At 48.4% G+C, this 20,365-nt stretch carries 16 protein-coding genes; 9 read left to right on the forward strand and 7 right to left on the reverse strand.

Annotated elements, in window-relative coordinates; all coding sequences use genetic code 11:
• Nucleotides 1–179: 179 nt before the first annotated feature.
• Nucleotides 180–791, reverse strand: coding sequence for a hypothetical protein (locus tag ACVB80_RS00005; protein WP_481079200.1), 612 nt, complete (start codon nucleotides 789–791; stop codon nucleotides 180–182).
• Between the two features lie 635 nt (nucleotides 792–1,426).
• Nucleotides 1,427–2,461 (reverse strand): IS110 family RNA-guided transposase, encoded by a 1,035-nt coding sequence (locus ACVB80_RS00010; protein WP_481079201.1) that lies wholly within the window; start codon nucleotides 2,459–2,461, stop codon nucleotides 1,427–1,429.
• Between the two features lie 225 nt (nucleotides 2,462–2,686).
• Here ACVB80_RS00010 and ACVB80_RS00015 point away from each other — a divergent pair, with 225 nt between their 5' ends.
• The 4 genes from ACVB80_RS00015 to ACVB80_RS00030 all read left to right on the forward strand — a co-directional run bounded on the left by ACVB80_RS00015 (nucleotide 2,687) and on the right by ACVB80_RS00030 (nucleotide 7,012).
• On the forward strand, nucleotides 2,687–3,487 hold the full coding sequence (locus tag ACVB80_RS00015) for a phosphotransferase enzyme family protein (protein ID WP_481079202.1): 801 nt from the start codon (nucleotides 2,687–2,689) through the stop codon (nucleotides 3,485–3,487).
• Nucleotides 3,488–3,628: 141 nt separating this feature from the next.
• Nucleotides 3,629–4,711 carry an ABC-three component system protein gene (locus tag ACVB80_RS00020; protein WP_481079203.1) on the forward strand — a complete coding sequence of 361 codons (1,083 nt, stop codon included), beginning with the start codon at nucleotides 3,629–3,631 and terminating at the stop codon, nucleotides 4,709–4,711.
• A complete protein-coding gene (locus ACVB80_RS00025) occupies nucleotides 4,701–5,189 on the forward strand; it encodes an ABC-three component system middle component 2 (RefSeq protein ID WP_481079204.1) in 489 nt (162 codons plus the stop codon). The genes ACVB80_RS00020 and ACVB80_RS00025 overlap by 11 nt, the downstream gene beginning before the upstream one ends.
• A gap of 32 nt (nucleotides 5,190–5,221) precedes the next feature.
• On the forward strand, nucleotides 5,222–7,012 hold the full coding sequence (locus ACVB80_RS00030; RefSeq protein ID WP_481079205.1) for an AAA family ATPase: 1,791 nt from the start codon (nucleotides 5,222–5,224) through the stop codon (nucleotides 7,010–7,012).
• Between the two features lie 151 nt (nucleotides 7,013–7,163).
• Here the strand turns inward: ACVB80_RS00030 and gcvP are convergent, their stop codons facing one another.
• From gcvP to ACVB80_RS00045, 3 genes are all read right to left on the reverse strand, one after another.
• The gene (gene gcvP, locus ACVB80_RS00035) at nucleotides 7,164–10,028 is read right to left on the reverse strand and encodes an aminomethyl-transferring glycine dehydrogenase (RefSeq protein ID WP_481079206.1); all 2,865 of its coding nucleotides are present in this window, start codon (nucleotides 10,026–10,028) and stop codon (nucleotides 7,164–7,166) included.
• Between the two features lie 101 nt (nucleotides 10,029–10,129).
• Nucleotides 10,130–10,510: a glycine cleavage system protein GcvH gene (gcvH, locus tag ACVB80_RS00040; protein WP_481079207.1), complete on the reverse strand. Its 381-nt coding sequence runs from the start codon at nucleotides 10,508–10,510 to the stop codon at nucleotides 10,130–10,132.
• A gap of 25 nt (nucleotides 10,511–10,535) precedes the next feature.
• Complete coding sequence (locus tag ACVB80_RS00045; RefSeq protein ID WP_481079208.1) at nucleotides 10,536–11,831, reverse strand: serine hydroxymethyltransferase; 1,296 nt, start codon at nucleotides 11,829–11,831, stop codon at nucleotides 10,536–10,538.
• A gap of 346 nt (nucleotides 11,832–12,177) precedes the next feature.
• On the opposite strand from ACVB80_RS00045, the gene ACVB80_RS00050 reads away from it, so the two are divergent.
• The 5 genes from ACVB80_RS00050 (at nucleotide 12,178) to ACVB80_RS00070 (ending at nucleotide 17,591) form a co-directional block, all read left to right on the forward strand.
• Nucleotides 12,178–12,801: a helix-turn-helix domain-containing protein gene (locus ACVB80_RS00050; protein ID WP_481079209.1), complete on the forward strand. Its 624-nt coding sequence runs from the start codon at nucleotides 12,178–12,180 to the stop codon at nucleotides 12,799–12,801.
• A 266-nt stretch (nucleotides 12,802–13,067) separates the two neighbouring features.
• On the forward strand, nucleotides 13,068–14,195 hold the full coding sequence (gcvT, locus tag ACVB80_RS00055) for a glycine cleavage system aminomethyltransferase GcvT (RefSeq protein WP_481079898.1): 1,128 nt from the start codon (nucleotides 13,068–13,070) through the stop codon (nucleotides 14,193–14,195).
• Between the two features lie 124 nt (nucleotides 14,196–14,319).
• The gene (locus ACVB80_RS00060; RefSeq protein ID WP_481079210.1) at nucleotides 14,320–15,354 is read left to right on the forward strand and encodes a S1 family peptidase; all 1,035 of its coding nucleotides are present in this window, start codon (nucleotides 14,320–14,322) and stop codon (nucleotides 15,352–15,354) included.
• Between the two features lie 115 nt (nucleotides 15,355–15,469).
• A complete protein-coding gene (locus ACVB80_RS00065; RefSeq protein WP_481079211.1) occupies nucleotides 15,470–16,483 on the forward strand; it encodes a S1 family peptidase in 1,014 nt (337 codons plus the stop codon).
• A gap of 142 nt (nucleotides 16,484–16,625) precedes the next feature.
• A complete protein-coding gene (locus ACVB80_RS00070) occupies nucleotides 16,626–17,591 on the forward strand; it encodes a S1 family peptidase (protein WP_481079212.1) in 966 nt (321 codons plus the stop codon).
• Nucleotides 17,592–17,644: 53 nt separating this feature from the next.
• Here the strand turns inward: ACVB80_RS00070 and fruA are convergent, their stop codons facing one another.
• Nucleotides 17,645–19,387 (reverse strand): PTS fructose transporter subunit IIBC, encoded by a 1,743-nt coding sequence (gene fruA, locus ACVB80_RS00075; RefSeq protein ID WP_481079213.1) that lies wholly within the window; start codon nucleotides 19,385–19,387, stop codon nucleotides 17,645–17,647.
• Between the two features lie 16 nt (nucleotides 19,388–19,403).
• A complete protein-coding gene (pfkB, locus tag ACVB80_RS00080; RefSeq protein WP_481079214.1) occupies nucleotides 19,404–20,360 on the reverse strand; it encodes a 1-phosphofructokinase in 957 nt (318 codons plus the stop codon).
• Nucleotides 20,361–20,365 lie beyond the last annotated feature (5 nt).

A 20,365-nucleotide genomic window follows, 5' to 3' on the forward strand; every position in this document is an offset into this window, starting at 1 on the left:
GCACATCGCTAAGAATCTCTTTCTTATCTATCTGTGAAGGTGTGTTTTTGGCGAAATTCATTAGATCAGATAGGGCGATGTGCGTCTACTCATTGTTTTGAAAGGAAATTATGAGGGGATTCGTAAGAACAAAGCGTTAGCTGCTCGCACAAAAAATTGAACGTTGTGCGAGCTTATGATTATAGTTTCGAACGTAATTCTGAGCCTAAATTATTTAAGAACATCATATTGGGTTCTAATAAATCGTAGAAGTGAGTTGCAAATTTAGTAATCTTTTCTCCCTTGGTCCATTTTGAAGGTTCTAAATCCGCTAAGGTTTGATTGACTTCACCTGAATGCTTAAGGCAATTGTTCAGTAGTTTGAGTTCTTTGAACTTATCGAAGTGTAAAATTGACTCAACGTCAATTCCAACAGTATTAAAGTGTTCAATAAGTTTATCTGTAATATAAAGCTCTTTAATTTTTGTATTGCTGAATAACTTCGAGGCTTTAGCGGCTTTAGCGATTCGAATCTCAATGGTTTTATAAAGCCCAATAATAGCCAGCTCTTCAGCTAACTCCTGAGCCTCTTGAGCATAGTTTATGTCATCACTTAAAAATTCTAGCTGAATTTGCTTTTGATCTTCAGTCAGGGTTTGGTCATTCTCAATAGACTTTGCTGTTTTGATGGTATTTTGTTCTACATGCTGTGTGTAAACACTTGATCCAGAAAGAAGGTCCATCATTACGTTCATATCTAAATCAGTAAGCAGCATAATCTGCATTTTTTCTAAACTTTGTTTTTGGAACATTACTAACTCCTTATCTGTTACTAATATATGTGGTCAATATTGCTTTCTTTCAAGTAGTTAGGCGTGATGTAGCTAACAAATTGCAAAAGCGGACGCGTGTACAATCGGCGTGTTTGATTGCCAATGAGATTGGCAGCTAACACATATGAGCCTTCTCCCTGTCAATAGGAAATAGCAAACCCTTGGCTGCGCCAGCAGCCAATACAATTCGAACAACAAAGCCGTTTACTTCGCTTTGTCATCTGAGTTGTTAAGCATTGCTTACCACAAACACATATAGAAGGTCTCTTACTGCGGTCTCACCGCTGCCTGTCAAACGAGTAACAGGGCCATTAGACATTCATCGGTTAACCCAAGTTGGCGCTATTCAAACAGAAGGCTCAACCTCGCGTTTGGCAAGGATTGTCCAGTTATTTTCAGGCTCAAGTTGGGTGTAAGCAACTTTGCTGTTCGTGTTGAGTAATGCGCAACAACGGGGTGGCTAATCAAAGCAAAAGGGCTTGGACAACCAAACGTAGCAGGCCAAAAGCAGGCTCGAGTCCGGAAAGGACTGTCCTATTGGGTAATGGTCAGCAAGACGTTTCTACTCAGCACCAGTTAGACGTTGAGCTCACCCCGTTGTGCGACTTATTCAGTCAAAATCGTTGTTCATCAAAGACGGTTTTGTTCCTCAGCATAAAGTAAACACAGCGCCCGGGTTTATGGGCCAAAGCTGAGAGTGCTTTGGCTTTGCTCATGCGCCTTTGTAAACGTTGGACGTACTGTTTTGATTTGTCATTGCCCCGAAGGTGAAGCACAGCGGCTTCAGAGAATGCCCATTTGAGATAGGCATTACCAATTTTGTTGCCATTGGTTCCTTTTTGTTTGCCTGCCGACTCGGCTTTGCATTTCACTAAACGGGAATATGAGGCAAATTTTTGTACCGTTGGAAAGCGCTGAATATCACCAATCTCATACAGGATGGTGAGTGCCAGAATACGCCCAATTCCCGGTACAGTTTTCAGCAGCTGATAGTCCTGGGCATTATGTTGTTTGGCGTTTTGCTCGATAAAGTGCTCCACACGTGCCAGCTCATGGGTGTAAAAGGCAATGACGTTCAGGTCTAACTCGATATTGCGATTGACCGCGGGTTGTGGAAAGCGGTTTTTAACGGCTTCTCTGGCATACGGGTAGCGCAGTTGCAGATTAGGGGCGGGCAAATTGTACTGACTAAAAGTGTTGGAAACGTGGGCCTTCAAATCAGCTCCATGCCGCATGATTTTGGTTCTGCGGCGGAGTAAATCGCGGGTTGCGCGCATCGCTTTCGGGTAGGTGTAGGCCAGTGGAAAGTTTCCGCCTCTTAACAGAGATGCGATTTTGTACGAGTCGATACGGTCATTTTTGGTTTTTCCACCGTGAATGGCCTTCATATACAGAGCATGGCCGAGGACAAAATCAAAGGCGTAATCGAGGCATAAATCGCTGACCCAATACCAGCAGTGCATGCATTCCACACCCACGACAATTTGGTCCTGGTACGGTGAGAGTAGTTCGAGCAACGCCTCAGGGTTGGCATCAATCTTCTTGTGAAGGATGGTATTGCCAAGTGAATCAAGGATGCAGACATACAGAATGCGAGCATGCAGATCAATGCCACAGTAATAGTTATGCAGTTGGTTATAAAATCTCATTGAGTCTTCTCCATTTTGGTTTCGTCGCCTTCCAGCTTAGCCGATAGGTTAAGCTGGAGGAGAAGGCTCAATGAGTATCAAGTTGTCATAGCTGACAGCTAACCCGTGGTATTTTTTGTTCCGGATCACTGCGGTGTTTACCGTGGCTTAGTTGAGTTTCGGGGCATTAGCAGCCGTTAATTGGATGGTTTAAGTAAAATACAAATCACGCACATAAGGATATTAATGGAAGAACTTCAAGGTGGGCGCGAAGGTCAGATTTTCCGCTCTGAAAACAGGATTTATCGGCCACGCGGTAAGTGGTCTGAAACTGTACAAAGTTTGTTGTCACATATTGCTGATAACGGCTTTAATGCAGCACCTAAGCCTTATGGCTTCGACGATAAAAATAACGAAATTTTGTCTTATGTCGAAGGAGACGTTTTCAACTATCCGCTGAAAGGCGATATCGCTACGACTGAAGCACTGACGTCTGCGGCTAAACTGCTTCGCTCATACCATGACGCCTCCAGTTCGTTTCTTTCAAAGCATTTGAACGAATCTCTGGAGTGGATGCTGCCCAGTCGGGAGCCAATGGAAGTTATCTGTCACGGAGACTATGCACCATACAATGTCTCACTGATTGGTTCAGAAACCGTGGGTATTATCGATTTCGATACTGCGCATCCAGCGCCAAGAATTTGGGATATCGCTTATGCGGTGTACTGCTGGGCTCCCTTCAAAACACATGAATATGATGCAATGGGTGACTTAGAATTGCAATCTATACGAGCCAGGCAGTTTTGTGATGCTTATGGTTTGCCTGAAGAAGACCGTCAGGCTTTAGTGAAAGCAATGATGACCAGAGTTCAGGCCCTGGTAGACCATATGCACAATGAAGCCGCTAACGGTAACCAGGCATTTATCCAAAACATCAAAGATGGGCATCATTTGGCTTATTTAGCAGATATCCAATATCTCAGCAGTCATGAGCAGTATATTGCCGATGTCTTAGTGGGCAAAAAGTGCTTTGCCTCTACGACATGAGCTATAGGCAAGAGTATGATAAAGAGCACACTGTTTGTGGTGTCATTGTTACTAGTTGCATTTAAATTTGGTAGACTATTGGGTATCTAATGATACCTATTGCAAGCAAAGCGACATGATGTCGTATCGGTTTAAATGCAAATGTCACAATTTAATTTAGCTCAGGTCATGGCTGGTTCTCCAGTGCCTCCTATACAACGAATTAAAATTTTTTCTCCAGATGAATGGGAAGAGTTTGTTGAGGAGTGGTTAACGGTTAAGAAAGAAGAATTTCTTGATACGGACAGATTAGGTGGTGCTGGTGATAAAGGACGTGATGTCGTTGGTTATGTTACATGTCCAAAGCAGTATGCTGATTCTTATGTTTGGGATAATTTTCAGTGTAAGCACTATGATCATCCGTTAATGCCTAGTGATGTCTGGGCGGAGTTCGGTAAACTCTGTTATTACACTTACATAGGTGATTTCCCTGTTCCAAGAAACTATTTCTTTGTAGCTCCTCAAGGTTTGGGAACTTCATTGTCGGATTTACTTCGTAGACCTAGCGCTCTAAAAAAAGAACTTAAGGCGAATTGGGACAAGTACTGTAAACATAAAATAACTAAAACAATAAGTGGTGGTATTTCACTCGAAGGGGAATTACTAAAATACATTGACGAGTTTGACTTTTCTATTTTCTATAAAGTGAAGCCACTTACTCTTGTTGAAGAACATGCTAAATCGCGTTATCACGCAACAAGGTTTGGTGGGGGTTTACCTAATCGTCCTAATTTTGGTGATGTTCCCGCAGATATTGCGTCAAGTGAGTTGGTATACATTTCCAAATTGCTAGACGCTTATAGTGAAGCAGATGATGCTGAGTACTTGAAGGTTAGTGACTTACCTAAAGGGAAAGCAACGAATAAGCACTTTAAACGCGCTCGTAAAAATTTTCATAAAGCTGAACAACTTAAGCAATTCTCTAGAGATACATTACCCCCAGGTATATTTGAAAAATTCCAAGGAGAAATTTCATCTGGAGTCGTCGATATAGTAGAAGAAGATCATGAGAACGGTTTCGTGAGAGTGAAAACTGTAGAAAAGGAAGCTCGTCGATTGGCTATAACATCAAATCCTCTGACACTTTGCAGTGATGGTGAGGATAGGGCTGGTATATGTCATCACCTAGCAAATGATAGTAGTGGAGACAATGAGTTTGTATGGGTAGTTTCTGATGACGAATAAGACTAATCTCGCGTTTAATAATCATGTTGAATATGGCTTACGTGCGTTAGCGATATTGAAGTACCTCTATCCTTCATATGGTGATCTCGATAAGCTAGCTTGCATTGACTACATTGTTGTCCACTCTGGCGACTTTTCCAATTCATTAAATAGTTTACATGCCCCTATACCTCATAGAAGTAGTGAACTTTACATCAGGCGTTCATTAATGAGAGATGGCTTAAAGTTACTGTGTCAATATGGTTTGGCGTCAATTATTAACGATGAAACTGGCTTGCAGTATGTGCTTACGGAAGAGGGAGAGCCGTTCTTAGATATGCTTGGTTCTGAGTATGTAGAACATGTTCAAAAACGAGCCAAGTGGGCAGTCAGTGAGTATGGGATGCTTGATAGTGAGAGTTTAAGAAGAAGAATCCAACAGTCGTTTAATGGTACGGATGCTGAGATCGCATTCAGAACACACATTTTGAGAGGTTAGTTTTGACGTATTTGTATATTAGTGAGCTTCGATTGAGCAGTGCCGAGAATGCAGATGCCTCAATTAAGTTTGATAAGGGCGTTAACATAATTACAGGGCCTTCTAATACAGGTAAAACTTTCATTTTCGAGTGTTTGGAGTACATGTTAGGCAGAGGGGCACTGGAAAGGCGAATTACAGAGTCTAAATTATATTCAGAGATTTACCTTGAACTTTGTGACACTGACGGTGATACATTTACGTTAAAGTCAGGATTCAGCGGAGAAAACTTCGAGGTTTTCGAGTCATCAATAGATGAAATCGATAGTACCACCTCTTCTAGAGAGTTGAAGAGGAAGCACACTGCAAAAGCCAAAAATACTCTATCTTACTACTTGTTGGAACGTTGCGGTCTGACAGGTACATGGATTAGAAGCAATAAACAGGGAAAGAAAAACGAACTAAATTTGACCTCAATGAGGCAACTGCATTTAATCGATGAATTGAGAATACCTACAAAGTTATCTCCTTTTCTGTCGGGGCAATACACCGATGAGACCAAGGAAATTAACGTAATAAAGTGGCTTGTTAGTGGTGAGGACGACTCTCACATTACTGAAAAGCTTCCTGTGAAAGTGATCAATAATAAAACAGGAAAGCTCGAGTTGTTGGAAGAGCTGATCTCGTCACTAACTGAACGTATTCCCTCTGGGGCGACCAGAATTGAGCTTGAGGAGCAAGAAAGTAAGCTTACATTGGCTATTGAAGAAGTTGAGTCTAAACATCTCGCAATAATATCTAAGTGTGAGGTACTTGAAAGTGAGCGCGATTCGTTGAACCTTCAGTTGTTAAATCATGCTGAGCAGAGAAAAGAGCTACAGTCATTGTCTCAAAACTCGGCAATAGTAGAAAAGCAATACTTCTCAGATTTGATGAGACTTGAGTCAACGATAGAGATGGGATCCGCTGTTCAAGGAATAGAAACTAGGAACTGCCCAGTATGTGATAGTGTTCTGAATGACCTTAATCATACTGTTGTTGATGTGTGCCATAGTTCAAAAATAGAAATAGAAAAAACCATGAGACTAATCAATGAATTAAATGATGCTAAGTCTCAGTTTGATGATGAAATTGACGATCTTGATCTACTGGATGCTAGTCTTGCAGAAGAGCTAGAAATGAAAAAAGCTGAGTTAGATGGTTACGTTTCTAATGCTTTAAAAGAGCTATCTGTAAAAATGAGAGAGCTCGAAGATAAACAAAAAGAAGTGCAACACAACATTTATCTCATAGAGCATATTGAGGGGCTGCAACTGCAAAAAAATGACATAGAACAGGTTATAGAAGACTCCTCAACTTCAAGGCAGTTTGAAGTTCCAACTGTATTTATGATGGAAAGTTTAGCCAATCGGATAGGAGAATATCTTGATTTGTGGGGCTATCCAAATGTTGAATCAAGTAGCGTTTTGTATAGTGAGGATGACAGGGATTTTGTGATTGCTGGAGAAAGTAGGAACTTGGCAGGTAAAGGTTATCGTTCAATAACCTATGCTGCTTTTGCCATTTCATTGTTGGAACTATACAAAGGTCTAGGCTTTATGGTCATTGATTCACCTTTAGTTACGTACAAAAAGCCAGATGTTCCTGAAGGAGAAGATATTTCGGAAGACATGGCATTGAGCTTTTATGACTCGTTGAAGGGCCTTGATGAATCACAGCAATTAATAATTATCGAGAATGAGGATGTTCCAGATGATGTTAGTGAAGTGGTAAACCATATACATTTCACTAAAAGCAATAGGAAAGGCAGATACGGTTTTATACCTCTGAATCCTAACAAGTAAGCTTTTCTGAGTATCTCAGATAAATCTTACATACAAAAAGGCGAACCGAATGGTTCGCCTTTTGTTATTCAAGTTAGTTTCCAACTTAGTTATCGGTTTCCAACTCGGTTATCACAGTTTCCAACTTAGTTATCTGTGATCAGTTTCTGAATCACTCCTCGTAATTCTCAATCCCCGGGCAGGAACAAATCAGGTTCCTGTCGCCGTACACGTTATCCACCCGGTTTACAGCTGGCCAGTACTTGGCGGCCCTGGTTTGTCGGGATGGGAAGAACGCCAGCTCACGTGTGTATGGGCGTTTCCAGTCTTCTTCGGCCATGTCTGCCTGAGTATGCGGTGCGTTAACCAGCGGGTTGTTATCCAGTGGCCATTCACCGTTTTTCACCCTGCTCATCTCTTCACGGATGGCGATCATGGCATCGCAGAAGCGATCCAGTTCGGCCAGGTCTTCCGATTCGGTTGGTTCCACCATCAGGGTTCCGGCAACCGGGAAAGACATGGTAGGTGCATGGAAGCCATAGTCCATCAGACGCTTGGCGATGTCCTCCTCACTGATCCCGGTTTCATCTTTAAGCGGACGAATGTCGATAATACATTCGTGCGCGACGCGGCCGTTATTGCCACGGTAAAGAACAGGGTAGTGCGGCAGCAGTCGCTCCATCACGTAGTTGGCGCTAAGAATAGCCACTTTGGTTGCATCGGTCAGGCCGGTGCTGCCTGCCATGGCGATGTACGCCCAGGAGATTGGCAGAATGGATGCGCTGCCCAGATCCGCGGCAGAAACGGCAAAGTCGTCTCCCTGCAGGCCACCTTCAATATGGCCAGGCAGGAACGGTGCAAGGTGAGATTTCACACCGATTGGTCCCATGCCCGGACCACCGCCACCATGTGGGATACAGAAGGTTTTGTGCAGGTTCAGGTGTGATACGTCTGAGCCGATAAAGCCAGGGTTGGTCAGGCCAACCTGAGCGTTCATGTTTGCGCCATCCAGATAGACCTGGCCGCCAGCTTGGTGGACCATTTCACAGACCTGTTTCACATGCTCTTCGTACACGCCGTGGGTAGACGGGTAGGTGATCATGATGCTGGACAGGTTCTCTCGGTGTTTCTCAATCTTCGCGGCCAGATCGTTCAGGTCGATGTTGCCGTGATCGTCACACTTCACCACCACGACTTTCATGGAAACCATGGATGCGGTCGCCGGGTTTGTACCGTGCGCAGATGCCGGGATAAGGCAAACATTGCGGTGAGCATCGCCACGGCTCTGGTGATAGCGCTGAATCGCGATAAGGCCCGCGTATTCACCTGATGCGCCTGAGTTAGGCTGAAGCGAGAAATCATCATAGCCGGTGATCTCGCACAGTTTGGCTTTGAGGTCTTTGGCCAGCGCCTGATAACCGGCAGCCTGCGCCTTTGGTACGAACGGATGCAGTCCGCCAAACTCAGGCCAGGTGACCGGGATCATCTCAGCGGCAGCGTTGAGTTTCATTGTGCAGCTGCCCAGCGGGATCATGCCGTGGGTCAGGGAGAAGTCTTTGTTCTCCAGCTGCTTCAGGTAGCGCATCATCTGAGTTTCACTGTGGTGGGTATTAAATACCGCGTGAGTCAGGTATTCGCTTTCACGGCGCAAGTTCTCTGGAATGGCGGCAAACTCATTTTCTGCAATCGCTGCTGAAAGTATGCTGACGGAGTGCTCTGCAGAGAAAACGCCAAACAGCGCACTGATATCTTCTGTCGTTGTGGTTTCATCCACACTGATACCCAGTTTGCCATCGAGTTTACGCAGGTTGATACCGGCCATTTGCGCTTTCTGATACAGAGCTTCGGTCTGTGCTCCTGTATTGATGGTCAGGGTATCGAAGAAGGTATTGTGGGCCAGCTCATAGCCTGATTTGGTCAGGCCGGCCGCCAGCACTGCGGTCAGGTGATGAGTGCGGCGGGCTATTTTACGCAGGCCTTCCGGGCCGTGATAGACGGCAAAGAACGATGCCATGTTGGCAAGGAGTGCCTGCGCGGTACAGATGTTTGAAGTCGCTTTCTCGCGACGGATATGCTGCTCACGGGTTTGCATCGCCATGCGCAGGGCCTGGTTGCCTTTTGAATCAACCGAAACGCCAATGATACGGCCAGGCATGGTGCGTTTGAACTTGTCGCGGGTCGCCATGAAGGCGGCGTGAGGGCCACCGTATCCCATAGGGACACCAAAGCGCTGGGCACTGCCAATCACAACGTCTGCACCCATTTCCCCGGCAGGTTTAAGCAGGGCAGAAGCGAGCAGGTCGGTGGCTACGGTGACCAGGGTTTTGTTCGCATGGGCATCTTTGATGATGTCAGTGAGATCGTACACTTCACCAGTAGTTCCGGGATACTGGAGCAGTGCGCCAAATACATCGTGCTGTGGCAGCGAGGTTGCGGGACCAGTCAATACCTCAAAGCCGATAAATTCGGCGCGGGTTTTAACCACTTCCAGTGTTTGTGGATGCACGTCATCAGCGACAAAGAAAGCTTTGCTTTTGCTCTTACCGCCACGCTGACAAAGGGTCATGGCTTCTGCGGCGGCGGTGGCTTCATCGAGCAGGGAGGCGTTGGCGATCTCCATACCGGTCAGATCCATCACCATCTGCTGGAAGTTTAGCAGGGCTTCAAGGCGACCCTGGGAAATCTCAGGCTGATAAGGGGTGTAAGCTGTGTACCAGCCGGGATTTTCCATCACGTTACGCAGGATTACATTTGGCGTAAAAGTGTTGTAATAGCCCTGGCCGATAAAGGTGCGTTTGAGCTGGTTTTGGCTGGCGAACTTTTTCATTGCGCCCAGCATATCGGCTTCGCTCATCGGAGCGCCGGTGTTCATTGGTGCTTCCAGACGGATTTGTGCAGGAACCGTTTCTTCAATCAGTGCGTCCAGGCTTTGGGCGTTGACAGCCTCCAGCATGGTTTGCTGTTGTTTGTTGTCAGGGCCGTTATGGCGTCTGATAAATTCGTTATCCGTGCTCAGTTGTTGAAGTAACTCACTCATAATTTCTCTACCGCGATCGCTTAAAGGTATTACCGCCGCCCTTTTGCAGGCAGGGGAGGGCTAATGCACTCCCCGCCACTGAAGGTTTCTGATGCTGCGGATCACTCGTCTTCCAAAGAGGCTTCGTACTCTTCGGCGCCTTTCAGGTTTTCCAGCTCAGAAGCATCATCAAGTTTGACGCGTACAATCCAGCCGCCGTCATAAGACTCTTCGTTGATGAGCTCAGGGCTGTCTTCCAGCTCTTCGTTGATTTCCACAACTTCACCACTGACCGGTGCATAAATGTCAGATGCAGCCTTAACAGACTCAACCAGGGAGAAATTGTCGCCAGCTTCAATGGTGTCGCCCACGTCTGGCAGATCCACAAATACAACATCGCCCAGCATTTCCTGAGCGTGTTCAGAAATACCGATGGTTACCGTACCATCGCCGTTGTCACGTACCCACTCGTGGCTTTCAGTAAACTTCAGTGATTTATCCATTGATTGTTCTCCAGTCTTTCAGTTCTTACCGGTAAAGAGGGTAGTGACGACAAAGCTCAGCAACCTGCCTGCGCACGCGTTGCTCAACTTCCGGGTTGCCGTCAGGGTTTTCTGTTAACCCATCGAGCACATCACCAATCCACTCACCAATTTGTTTAAATTCTTCATAGCCGAAACCGCGGCTTGTTCCGGCAGGCGTACCTAAGCGAATGCCTGAGGTAATCATAGGCTTCTCAGAATCGAACGGGATGCCATTTTTGTTGCATGTGATCCCGGCACGCTCCAGCGCCTGTTCTGCCAGGTTGCCTTTAAGGCCTTTGGGTCTCAGGTCGACCAGCATCAGGTGGGTATCGGTGCCACCTGTAACAATGTCACAGCCTCGCGTCTGCAGGACTTCAGCCAGTATTTTGGCGTTGCTGATCACCTGTTCGGTGTAGGTTTTAAATTCAGGGCCGAGTGCTTCACCAAAAGCGACGGCCTTGGCTGCGATAACGTGCATCAGCGGCCCGCCCTGCAGACCCGGGAAAACAGCGGAGTTAATTTTCTTGATCGTGCTTTCGTCGTTGGTCAGGATCAGTCCACCGCGTGGACCACGCAGCGTCTTATGGGTAGTGGAAGTCACTACATCCGCATAAGGGATTGGGCTTGGGTGGGCGCCGGTCGCTACCAGCCCGGCAATGTGGGCCATATCGACCATCAGCAGGGCATCGACTTCATCTGCAATAGCGCGAAAGCGTGCAAAATCAATCTGGCGCGGAATGGCACTGCCGCCTGCAATGATCAGTTTAGGTTTATGTTCTTTGGCGAGAGCCAGAACATCGTCGTAATTGATTTCGAGAGTTTCTCTGTCGACACCGTACTGAACCGCGTTAAACCACTTTCCGGACAGAGCAGGACGAGCGCCATGAGTCAGGTGCCCACCTGCATCGAGTGACATTCCAAGAACGGTATCTCCGGGCTGAAGCAACGCCAGCATTACCGCGCCGTTGGCCTGCGCGCCGGAATGAGGCTGAACGTTGGCGTATTCGCAGCGGAACAGACGCTTGGCCCGTTCGATGGCAAGGGATTCAACCGTGTCGACATGTTCACACCCGCCGTAGTAGCGGCGGCTCGGGTAACCTTCTGCGTACTTATTGGTCAGGCAGGTGCCCTGTGCCTGCATTACCGCTTTAGAGACGATATTTTCAGAGGCAATAAGCTCAATTTGATCACTTTGGCGATGATGTTCTGCATCGATAGCAGCAAACACCGCGTCATCGGTGGCAGCAAGAGAAGTTGTAAAGAAATGCTCAAGTTTATGGTTGTGGTATGTCTTAGTCATTGCAGGGGACCTTTTTGTTGTCGGACGGGGCGGCAGTTCTTTTCATTGTCTGCTTTCGCGCCGTGCTTCCTTTTGCTGTTGGCTGTGCTGTTTCCCGTCTCTGCGGCTGAGCCGTCTTTTCCCGGAAACTCCGCTTGTTACAGTGTTTGCATGAAATCTTTCTGACTAACAAGTCGGTAACATAGCCCGACTGGCACGTTGATTCAATCCAAATGTTTCCGATAGGAAACAAGATTTCGCAAACTGTTACCCAGCGCACTCTTTATTTGCCCTGACTCCCTTTTAAGTTGGTGTCCCTGTGTGCACAATGAAATGAATACAGGAAGTATAAAAAATAAGAGGGTCCATGCCTGAAGATCTCTATGATGAGTACCCATCCCTGACGCTGGCAAAAGAAGCCGCGCAGGAAAACATCGAACCGCTGAAACTGGGCCAGCGACTGAAAGACATTCGCGCATCGCTGGGGATGACGCTTGAAGACGCCAGCCAAGCGACTGGTCTCGCGCGTTCGACCCTGTCCAAGATCGAAAATGAACAGATCTCACCTACGTTTCAGGCGATGCAGAAACTGGCAGTCGGTCTTAATATCGATATGCCGCAACTCTTTGAACCGCCAAGGAAAAAGGTGGCAACCGGGCGGCGTGATATTACCCGCGCAGGGCAGGGGAAACCGCACCCGACTCAAACCTATGAGCATGAACTGCTGGCAACCCAGTTATCCAACAAAAAGATGATGCCTTTTAAAAGCCGGGTCCGGGCCAGAAGCTTTGAAGATTACCCAGACTGGGTTCGTCATGATGGTGAGGAGTTTTTGCTGATCCTGGAAGGAGAAGTCGTCTTCTACTCTGAGTTCTATGAACCGGTTCCTATGGCACAGGGTGACAGCGTTTATTACGACGCGAACATGGGCCATATGCTGGTTTCAGCAAGTGTTCAGGATGCCCTTATTTTGTGGGTGACAGCCAAATAACAACGGTTTCCAATAATAGAGGCAAGCGTTTGCCTCTGTTTGTGACAGCGTAAACTGGCCCCGGTTTGCGCTGTTTTTGTATTTGCATTCTGGTCGCAAGCCAATAACAGGTGTGAAAAACATGTAAAGCGTCACACTCCGGGGGAAGAGTGTGCATCAGGGATTTCATTGCCAGTAAACATTGTCTACTATCGGAAACATTGTTGGTTTCGTGAAACAACCAAACACCTGAGATGAGTGACCAGACGGGTGACATAACGGGTGAGATGGAGACAGGTATGACAGAACTAAACAGAACACCGCTGCATGCACTGCATGTGGAAGCCGGGGCCAAAATGGTCCCGTTTGCCGGTTACGATATGCCGGTACAGTACAAACTGGGCGTAAAGAAAGAGCACCTGCATACCCGTGAGGCTGCTGGTCTTTTTGATGTATCCCACATGGGGCAGATCAGGCTCCATGGTGCAGAAGCCGCAAAAGCGCTTGAGGCGCTGGTGCCGGTGGATATTATCGATCTGCCGGTTGGTAATCAGCGCTATGCGTTTTTTACTAATGATCAGGGCGGTATCATGGATGATCTGATGGTCGCAAACTTCGGCGACTGTCTGTTCGTTGTTGTGAATGCCGCATGTAAAGAGCAGGATATTGCTCACCTTAAAACCAATCTGCCTGAATCTGTTGAGATTGAGATCATCGAAGATCGCGCTCTGCTTGCCCTGCAGGGGCCAAAAGCCGCGCACGTTTTGAGTCAGCTCAATCCTGCAGTAGCAGACATGGTATTTATGGATGCGCGTGAGATTGAACTGCTCGGTGAGACCTGCATGGTGAGCCGCTCTGGCTATACCGGTGAAGATGGTTACGAAATCTCTGTTTCCGCTGAGAATGCACCAACACTGGCACGTGCGCTGACTGAGTTTGAAGAGGTTGAATGGATTGGCCTTGGAGCCCGTGATTCACTGCGCCTTGAATGTGGTCTGTGCCTGTACGGGCATGATCTCGATACTACGACCACGCCGGTTGAAGGCAGCCTGTTGTGGGGTATCAGTAAAGTGCGCCGGGCAGACGGTGAGCGTGCAGGTGGGTTCCCAGGTGCAGATATCATACTGGAGCAGATTGCGACTAAGAACGTTGAGCGCAAACGGGTAGGCCTTATCGGCCAGACCAAAGCCCCGGTTCGTGAGGGAGCCAAACTCTTTGATGCTGACGGTAATGAAATCGGCATTGTGACCAGCGGTACTGCCGGGCCAAACGCTGGTAAACCTGTTTCCATGGGATACGTAAAAACTGAGTTTGCTCCGGTTGGAACGGAAGTCTTTGCCGAGGTACGGGGTAAGATGCTGCCAATGACGGTAGAGAAAATGCCGTTCGTTCCCCAGCGGTATTACCGCGGATAGTATGTTAGATGTCAAAAAACCTGCTTAGCGGCAGGTTTTTTTATGTTTATTAAAAGACAGATCACTGAACTAATTCCCCATGCGATCAATAGTGCCATGTAAAACACTGTTCAGGGAATGTAGTATGCGCAGGAATAGCTTAAGTATTTTAATTTCACTTCTTATAGCACCAACACTGGCCGTAGCCAAGGAGGAAGTCGAAGCAGAAGTGGTGCCAATGATCATCAATGGCCAGAAGGCTGACGTCGAAGATTATCCGTATTTTGCCAGTCTGTATTACGACCGGGAAGATGAGCCGGGGGGATATGCTTTTAATCGCTGCGGGGCAACCATTCTCGATTCCAGCCATGTTCTTACCGCCGCGCACTGTGTGAAGGACAACAGTTATAATCTGTTTACCACGGTGGCGATTCAGGTTCAGAATGAAGACGATTTTCGCGCTGTAGAGGCGGTGCGGGCGCGTAATTTCTATATCCATCCGGACTATGTTCACAGTTCACAGGCCCGTTACCCTAACGATATTGCGATAATCGAGCTGGAACGTCCGTTAAGCAAAGTTAGCAAAAAGGATTATGTGCAGCTGCCGTCCGCCGAAGATAAGTCTCAGTACCGTGCTCAAGATGGCACCCCGCTTGTGATCATTGGTCATGGCGATACTATCGATACGGGTACCTATCAGTTCGATACCAGCCCTTATCTTGAGTGGGCGCCGGTGCGTTATTACGAAAATTGTTCAGAACCAGGTGCGAAGGACGATGGTTCCACGCCAAGCAGGGCAATTTGCGTTGATGCTAAGGTCGTGGATGGCCGTTATTACTCCGGCTGTCAGGGAGACTCCGGTGGGCCGCTTTTGTGGCCAAGGAGTGGTAAAAACGACATGGTACAGGTCGGTATTACCAGTTATGGCGGATCAATTTGTGGAAATCCTGATTACTCCATCACGGGGGTTTATACCGAAGTTGCGACCTATACTGACTGGATCGAGAGCGTCCTGAACAACGAGAAGCAGCCAAACTTCGTGGCTACTGCACAGGCAAGGGCAGAGGCGAGAAGCAATAATCCGTTTGTTGAAGAGGCTGGTGCGGCCGGGTGGTGGTGGATACTCGCTCTGTTTGGTATTGGCGCGGGACGCACCTCAGGCAGGAGAACTCCAGGTTGATTTCTGCAATAGAAATCAATTGTATGAAAGCGTCCACAAATTTATAAATCAGCGTTGGGTGATGCTTTGGCTTGTGGTATTTATCCGTCTGATAAATGTAAGTTATGGATGGATTATGAAACCATTAGCAAGTGCTGTGTTTTTGTGTGGCGCAGTATCATTCGGTGTTTTGGCTGATACCGGTTTGGGTGGTGCCGTTGCACCTATGATCGTCAACGGCAATCATGCGGAGGTGAGTAACTACCCATACTTTGCCAGTCTGTACTTTGACCGGACCGATGATTCAACGCGCCGGTATGGCAATATGTGTGGCGCAACTATTCTGGATGAGCAGCATGTGCTCACGGCTGCACACTGCGTGGAAGATGGCTATGCCCGTGCGTTTACCACTGTTGCTGTTGGTGTGCAGTACGAAGATAACTTTAAAGAGAAAGAAGCGGTTCGGGCGGCTCAGTTCTTTGTTCATCCTTCCTATGATTCCAACATTGACAACGGTCTGCCCAACGATATAGCGATCATTAAGCTGGAACGGCCGCTGGCAACCTATGATGTTTCACAGAAGGTGGAACTGGTGCGTGACGCAACACCCGGCCAGGAGCCGTACAGAAATGTGAACGCAGAGCTGTTGATCATCGGTCATGGCAATACTTTGGCCGGGGTTGACTCAGCAGAGCAGCTGGAAAAGGCGGTCGTGACTTATACCGATGCCTGCCATCAGGCCTCGCAGGGGGGGGCTACCCAGAGCCAGATTTGCTTTGACTCTCCGCTTGAAAATGATCGCTATAGCGCTGCGTGCAGTGGTGATTCAGGTGGGCCTCTGCTATGGAAGACTCAGGGCGGATATAAGCAAATTGGTGTAGCCAGCATGTCTCTGGTCGATTGCGGAGCAACGAGTGCCAAAGTTAAAGGCGTTATGCGTGACTTTGACTGGGCTTCGATCTACACGGAGGTTTCGGACTACACTGCCTGGATAGACAGCGTCACTCAGGGAGGCGAGGAGCCGACGTTTGAAGTGAATGAAGCGGTGCGCGTTGCTATTCGTGCTCAGGAGGCCTCTTCTGGCGGCGGCTCACTCGGATGGCTGGGATTGCTGTTATTATCTGTTTTCAGTTTCTTCAGAAGACGTTGATTTCACAAGAGCCCGCTTTGGCGGGTTCTCATTTATCCCCTGACGTGATAACTTAATTTCATATCATCTGCGACACATTTCACATGTTTGCCTAAACTAAAGCTTAGAAAGGATTCCATTTCAGCCTTTCTGAGGAGGCTTCATGTTAAATGCATCATTGCTTGCCGTGACGTTACTCAGCAGCGGATTACCAGCGGCATCGGTCGCGCCCACCATAGTAAATGGCAATAACGCCTATATCTCTACCTATCCCTATATGGCCAGTTTGTTTTATGACAGGCGCCATGATCTCAACTTTTATGGTAATTACTGTGGCGCTTCTATCCTGGACAGCTGGCACGTGCTGACTGCGGCGCACTGCGTTCAGGACTTCACCTATAACAACAATACTCTTGTTGTGCTGCAGATGGAGCAGGACTCAGACTTTGAGTCCGTTGAAAAAATCAAAGCGAAGGCCTTTTACTGGCATGATGACTATATCGACAGTGGCACTGCGTTGTGGGTTAACGATATCGCAATAATCAGGCTTGAAAGCGAGATGCAAACCGTTAACTCATCCAGTTTTGTGCCTCTTCCACAGCCGGGTGATGACAGTAATTACCGGATTAACAATGCACAGTTTGTGGCAATAGGGCACGGGAATACGGCTTCTGGCGTAGATAACTCGACTCACTTACTTCAGGTTACGCTTGATTATGTTCAGCCAGCGACCTGTTCTTCGTTTGGGCCATTGGGCAATGGTCATCTGTGTGTGGAAGGGACGCTGGTTGGCTCTCTGAAAGGCGGGCCTTGTCAGGGGGATTCGGGAGGCCCTTTGGTATGGTTTGATGGCAACGTGTACCGCCAGGTGGGTATTGCCAGTTTTGGTCCGTCGTTGTGTGGTGACCCATCAGCTCCGGCACAGGGTGTGTTTACCGAGGTACTGGACTATAGCGGGTGGATTCAGAGTGTGATAGCCGGCAATGAAGTCCCAAAACATACGGTTGAAGGCAGCTCCGGGGCGGGTGGTGATGTGACGGTTACTGATGGTGCCGGAGCAGGCCTGTCGTTTGGTGGGCTGGCTATGCTTGTGCTGCTGATGTTGAGACGAAAAAATGGCGCCCAGTGAAAGGGCGCCCGAACCTTTGGGGGAAAAGGTTTCAGTTAATTAATCGTCGTTGGTCAGGCGGTTGCCTGCTGACCCTGCTCGCTGCGGTTTTTCAGGAAAGCATAGCCAAAGCCGGTTACCGCGGTACCTGCTGCAATCGCGGCCAGGTACATAAGTACCGGTGAGATAGCATTTGGAATAAGCAGTACGAACAGACCACCGTGCGGAGCCATCAGCTGAGCGCCGAACAGCATAGACAGAGCACCTGTCACTGCGCCACCTGCCATACATGCCGGAATAACGCGCATTGGATCTTTGGCTGCGAAAGGAATCGCGCCTTCAGAGATAAAGCACAGACCCAGGACAAATGAGGCTTTACCTGCTTCACGCTCGCCCGCTTCAAACTTGTTTTTCGCCAGGAAAGTGGCCAGACCCATACCCAGCGCAGGGACCATACCTGCTGCCATGATAGCGGCCATTGGTGCGTAAGTTTCTGATGCCAGCAGACCAACACCGAACGTATAAGCTGCTTTGTTTACAGGGCCGCCAAGGTCGAAACACATCATACAACCCAGAACAATGCCCAGCAGAACTGCGTTGGCGCTGCCCATGTTGTTCAGGAACTCGGTCATTGCTGCCATGATGGATGAAACCGGGCCACCAACGATGTAAATCATCACAAGGCCGGTAAACAGGCTTGCAGCAAACGGAATGATCAGAATCGGTTTGAGCGCTTCCATTGACTGAGGCAGACTCACTTTATCGGCAATCAGTTTTGCTGAGTAACCCGCGATAAAGCCGGCTGCGATACCACCAAGGAAACCTGCACCGGTTGAGCTTGCAAGCATACCGCCGATAAGACCCGGAGCAAGACCCGGGCGGTCAGCGATTGAAAAGGCGATGAATCCAGCCAGCACCGGGATCATCAGGGCAAAGGCCGAGCCGCCACCGATGGTCATCAGCGCTGAAGCAAGCGTGCCTTCTTCCTTAAACGCTTCGATACCGAAGACGAAAGAGAGGGCGATAATAAGGCCACCGGCTACGACGACAGGCAGCATGTGGGAAACGCCCGTCATCAGGTGTTTATATACGCCTTTTTTCTCTTCGGTTGCAGGCGCACTGTTCGCGTCAGCGGTATGCTGGTAAACAGTTGCCAGCTCGAACGCTTTGTCCATTTCCTCAGCAGTTTTCTTCAGCGCAGGACCAGTGTTGGTTTTATACAGTTTCTTACCATGGAAACGATCCAGTGGCACATCGATATCAGCAGCGATGATCACAAGGTCAGCCTGGGCGATTTCGTCAGCTGTTAGCTGGTTTTTTGCGCCGACAGAACCGCGGGTTTCAACCTTAATCTGGTGGCCACGTGCCTTGCCTTCTTCTTCCAGTGCTTCGGCGGCCATAAAGGTGTGCGCCACACCGGTAGGGCAGGCAGTGATAGCAACAATTTTTTTGCTGCCACTTTGAGTGTCGGCTGCCGGAGCCTGGAAAGTGGTAGCCTGAGCAGCCGTCAGCTCCGTTGCATTTTCAACACCGTTTTTAAGCCAGCTTTCGCTGTTTTTTGTCAGTTCATCAATTGCTGACTGATAGACTTTTTTGCCAATAAAACGGGTGGTATCAACAGGAGTATTCGCGGCGATCAGAATGGCATCAGCCTGTTCGATCTGTTGCTGAGTCAGCTCAGGACTGTCCATTACCGTAGAGTGACACTCAATGGTGACGTTCCAGTTAAGTGCTGAGGCAGCTTTCTGAGCCAGTCCGGCTGCGATTATGCTGTTTGCCACGCCGCTGGGGCAGGCGGTTACGATTGCGATATTCATATTGTCGACCTTCATGTCAAATGGCATGGCTTTGTGCCAGCTCTTGGATTTCAATCATTGATTGCAGGGATTCAATTTCGTTGATGTCGTTTGCACCCACACCAACCTGAGATACAGCAAGGGCAGAGAGTGCCGTCGCAAAAGAAAGAGTTTGCCCGCGGCTCCACTCCTGCATATGGCCCCAGCACATACCTGCGACCAGGGTATCGCCAGCGCCAACGGTACTGACCACTTCCATTTTTGGTGGTTTGGATTGCAGCCACGCACCTTCGTGACACCACATCACGCCTTCTGCTCCCATCGAAACCACAATGTTCTCAATTCCTTTTTCCGTCAGGGTGGCAGCGGCAGACTGGCATGCGTTGCGGTCTTCCAGCTTTTGTCCCAGCAGTTCACCCAACTCTTCCTCATTTGGCTTGATAAGCCAGGGGCGGGCATTAATACCGGCTTTCAGAGCGGCGCGGCTGCTGTCAAACAGCACCTTCTTACCACGCTGGCGCAGTGCTTCAATCCACAGTGCGCATTTCTCAGGGGATACGCCGGGAGGCAGGCTGCCGGCAAGAACGAAGAAATCGTGTTCTTCAGCCAGCTCAAACAGGGTGGTTTCAAACGCGGTAAGCGCATCCTCGTCAACCTGAATGCCCGGGAAGTTGATGTCGTTTACCCGGCCACTGCTTTCTACCAGCTTCACGTTGATACGGGTGGCGCCATGAATTCGAACGAAACGGTCAGTTGCGCCGATCTCGTCAAACAGCTGGCTGAACATCTCCTGGTTGTCGGTACCAAGAAAACCGGTCACCGTGACTTGTGCGCCAAGATCAGACAACACTTTGGCTACGTTCACCCCTTTGCCTGCTGCATGCAGGGAGGAGTGGTTTACCAGGCTGACCGAGCCCGGGTTGAGCTGGTCCATGCTGCCGGTCAGATCAAGGGCAGGATTAAGGGTAATGGTGACGACTTTTAAATCAGACATAGCTT

The sequence above is a fragment of the Vibrio sp. 9-16B-A1 genome, from assembly GCF_056726165.1.

Coding starts and splice junctions, on each gene's coding strand:
- ACVB80_RS00020 (WP_481079203.1), top strand. CDS start 3,629: ATGTCACAATTTAATTTAGCTCAGGTCATGGCTGGTTCTCCAGTGCCT.
- ACVB80_RS00015 (WP_481079202.1), top strand. CDS start 2,687: ATGGAAGAACTTCAAGGTGGGCGCGAAGGTCAGATTTTCCGCTCTGAA.
- ACVB80_RS00005 (WP_481079200.1), bottom strand. CDS start 791: ATGTTCCAAAAACAAAGTTTAGAAAAAATGCAGATTATGCTGCTTACT.
- ACVB80_RS00065 (WP_481079211.1), top strand. CDS start 15,470: ATGAAACCATTAGCAAGTGCTGTGTTTTTGTGTGGCGCAGTATCATTC.
- gcvH (WP_481079207.1), bottom strand. CDS start 10,510: ATGGATAAATCACTGAAGTTTACTGAAAGCCACGAGTGGGTACGTGAC.
- pfkB (WP_481079214.1), bottom strand. CDS start 20,360: ATGTCTGATTTAAAAGTCGTCACCATTACCCTTAATCCTGCCCTTGAT.
- gcvP (WP_481079206.1), bottom strand. CDS start 10,028: ATGAGTGAGTTACTTCAACAACTGAGCACGGATAACGAATTTATCAGA.
- fruA (WP_481079213.1), bottom strand. CDS start 19,387: ATGAATATCGCAATCGTAACCGCCTGCCCCAGCGGCGTGGCAAACAGC.
- ACVB80_RS00070 (WP_481079212.1), top strand. CDS start 16,626: ATGTTAAATGCATCATTGCTTGCCGTGACGTTACTCAGCAGCGGATTA.
- ACVB80_RS00025 (WP_481079204.1), top strand. CDS start 4,701: ATGACGAATAAGACTAATCTCGCGTTTAATAATCATGTTGAATATGGC.
- gcvT (WP_481079898.1), top strand. CDS start 13,068: ATGGAGACAGGTATGACAGAACTAAACAGAACACCGCTGCATGCACTG.
- ACVB80_RS00010 (WP_481079201.1), bottom strand. CDS start 2,461: ATGAGATTTTATAACCAACTGCATAACTATTACTGTGGCATTGATCTG.
- ACVB80_RS00045 (WP_481079208.1), bottom strand. CDS start 11,831: ATGACTAAGACATACCACAACCATAAACTTGAGCATTTCTTTACAACT.
- ACVB80_RS00060 (WP_481079210.1), top strand. CDS start 14,320: ATGCGCAGGAATAGCTTAAGTATTTTAATTTCACTTCTTATAGCACCA.
- ACVB80_RS00050 (WP_481079209.1), top strand. CDS start 12,178: ATGCCTGAAGATCTCTATGATGAGTACCCATCCCTGACGCTGGCAAAA.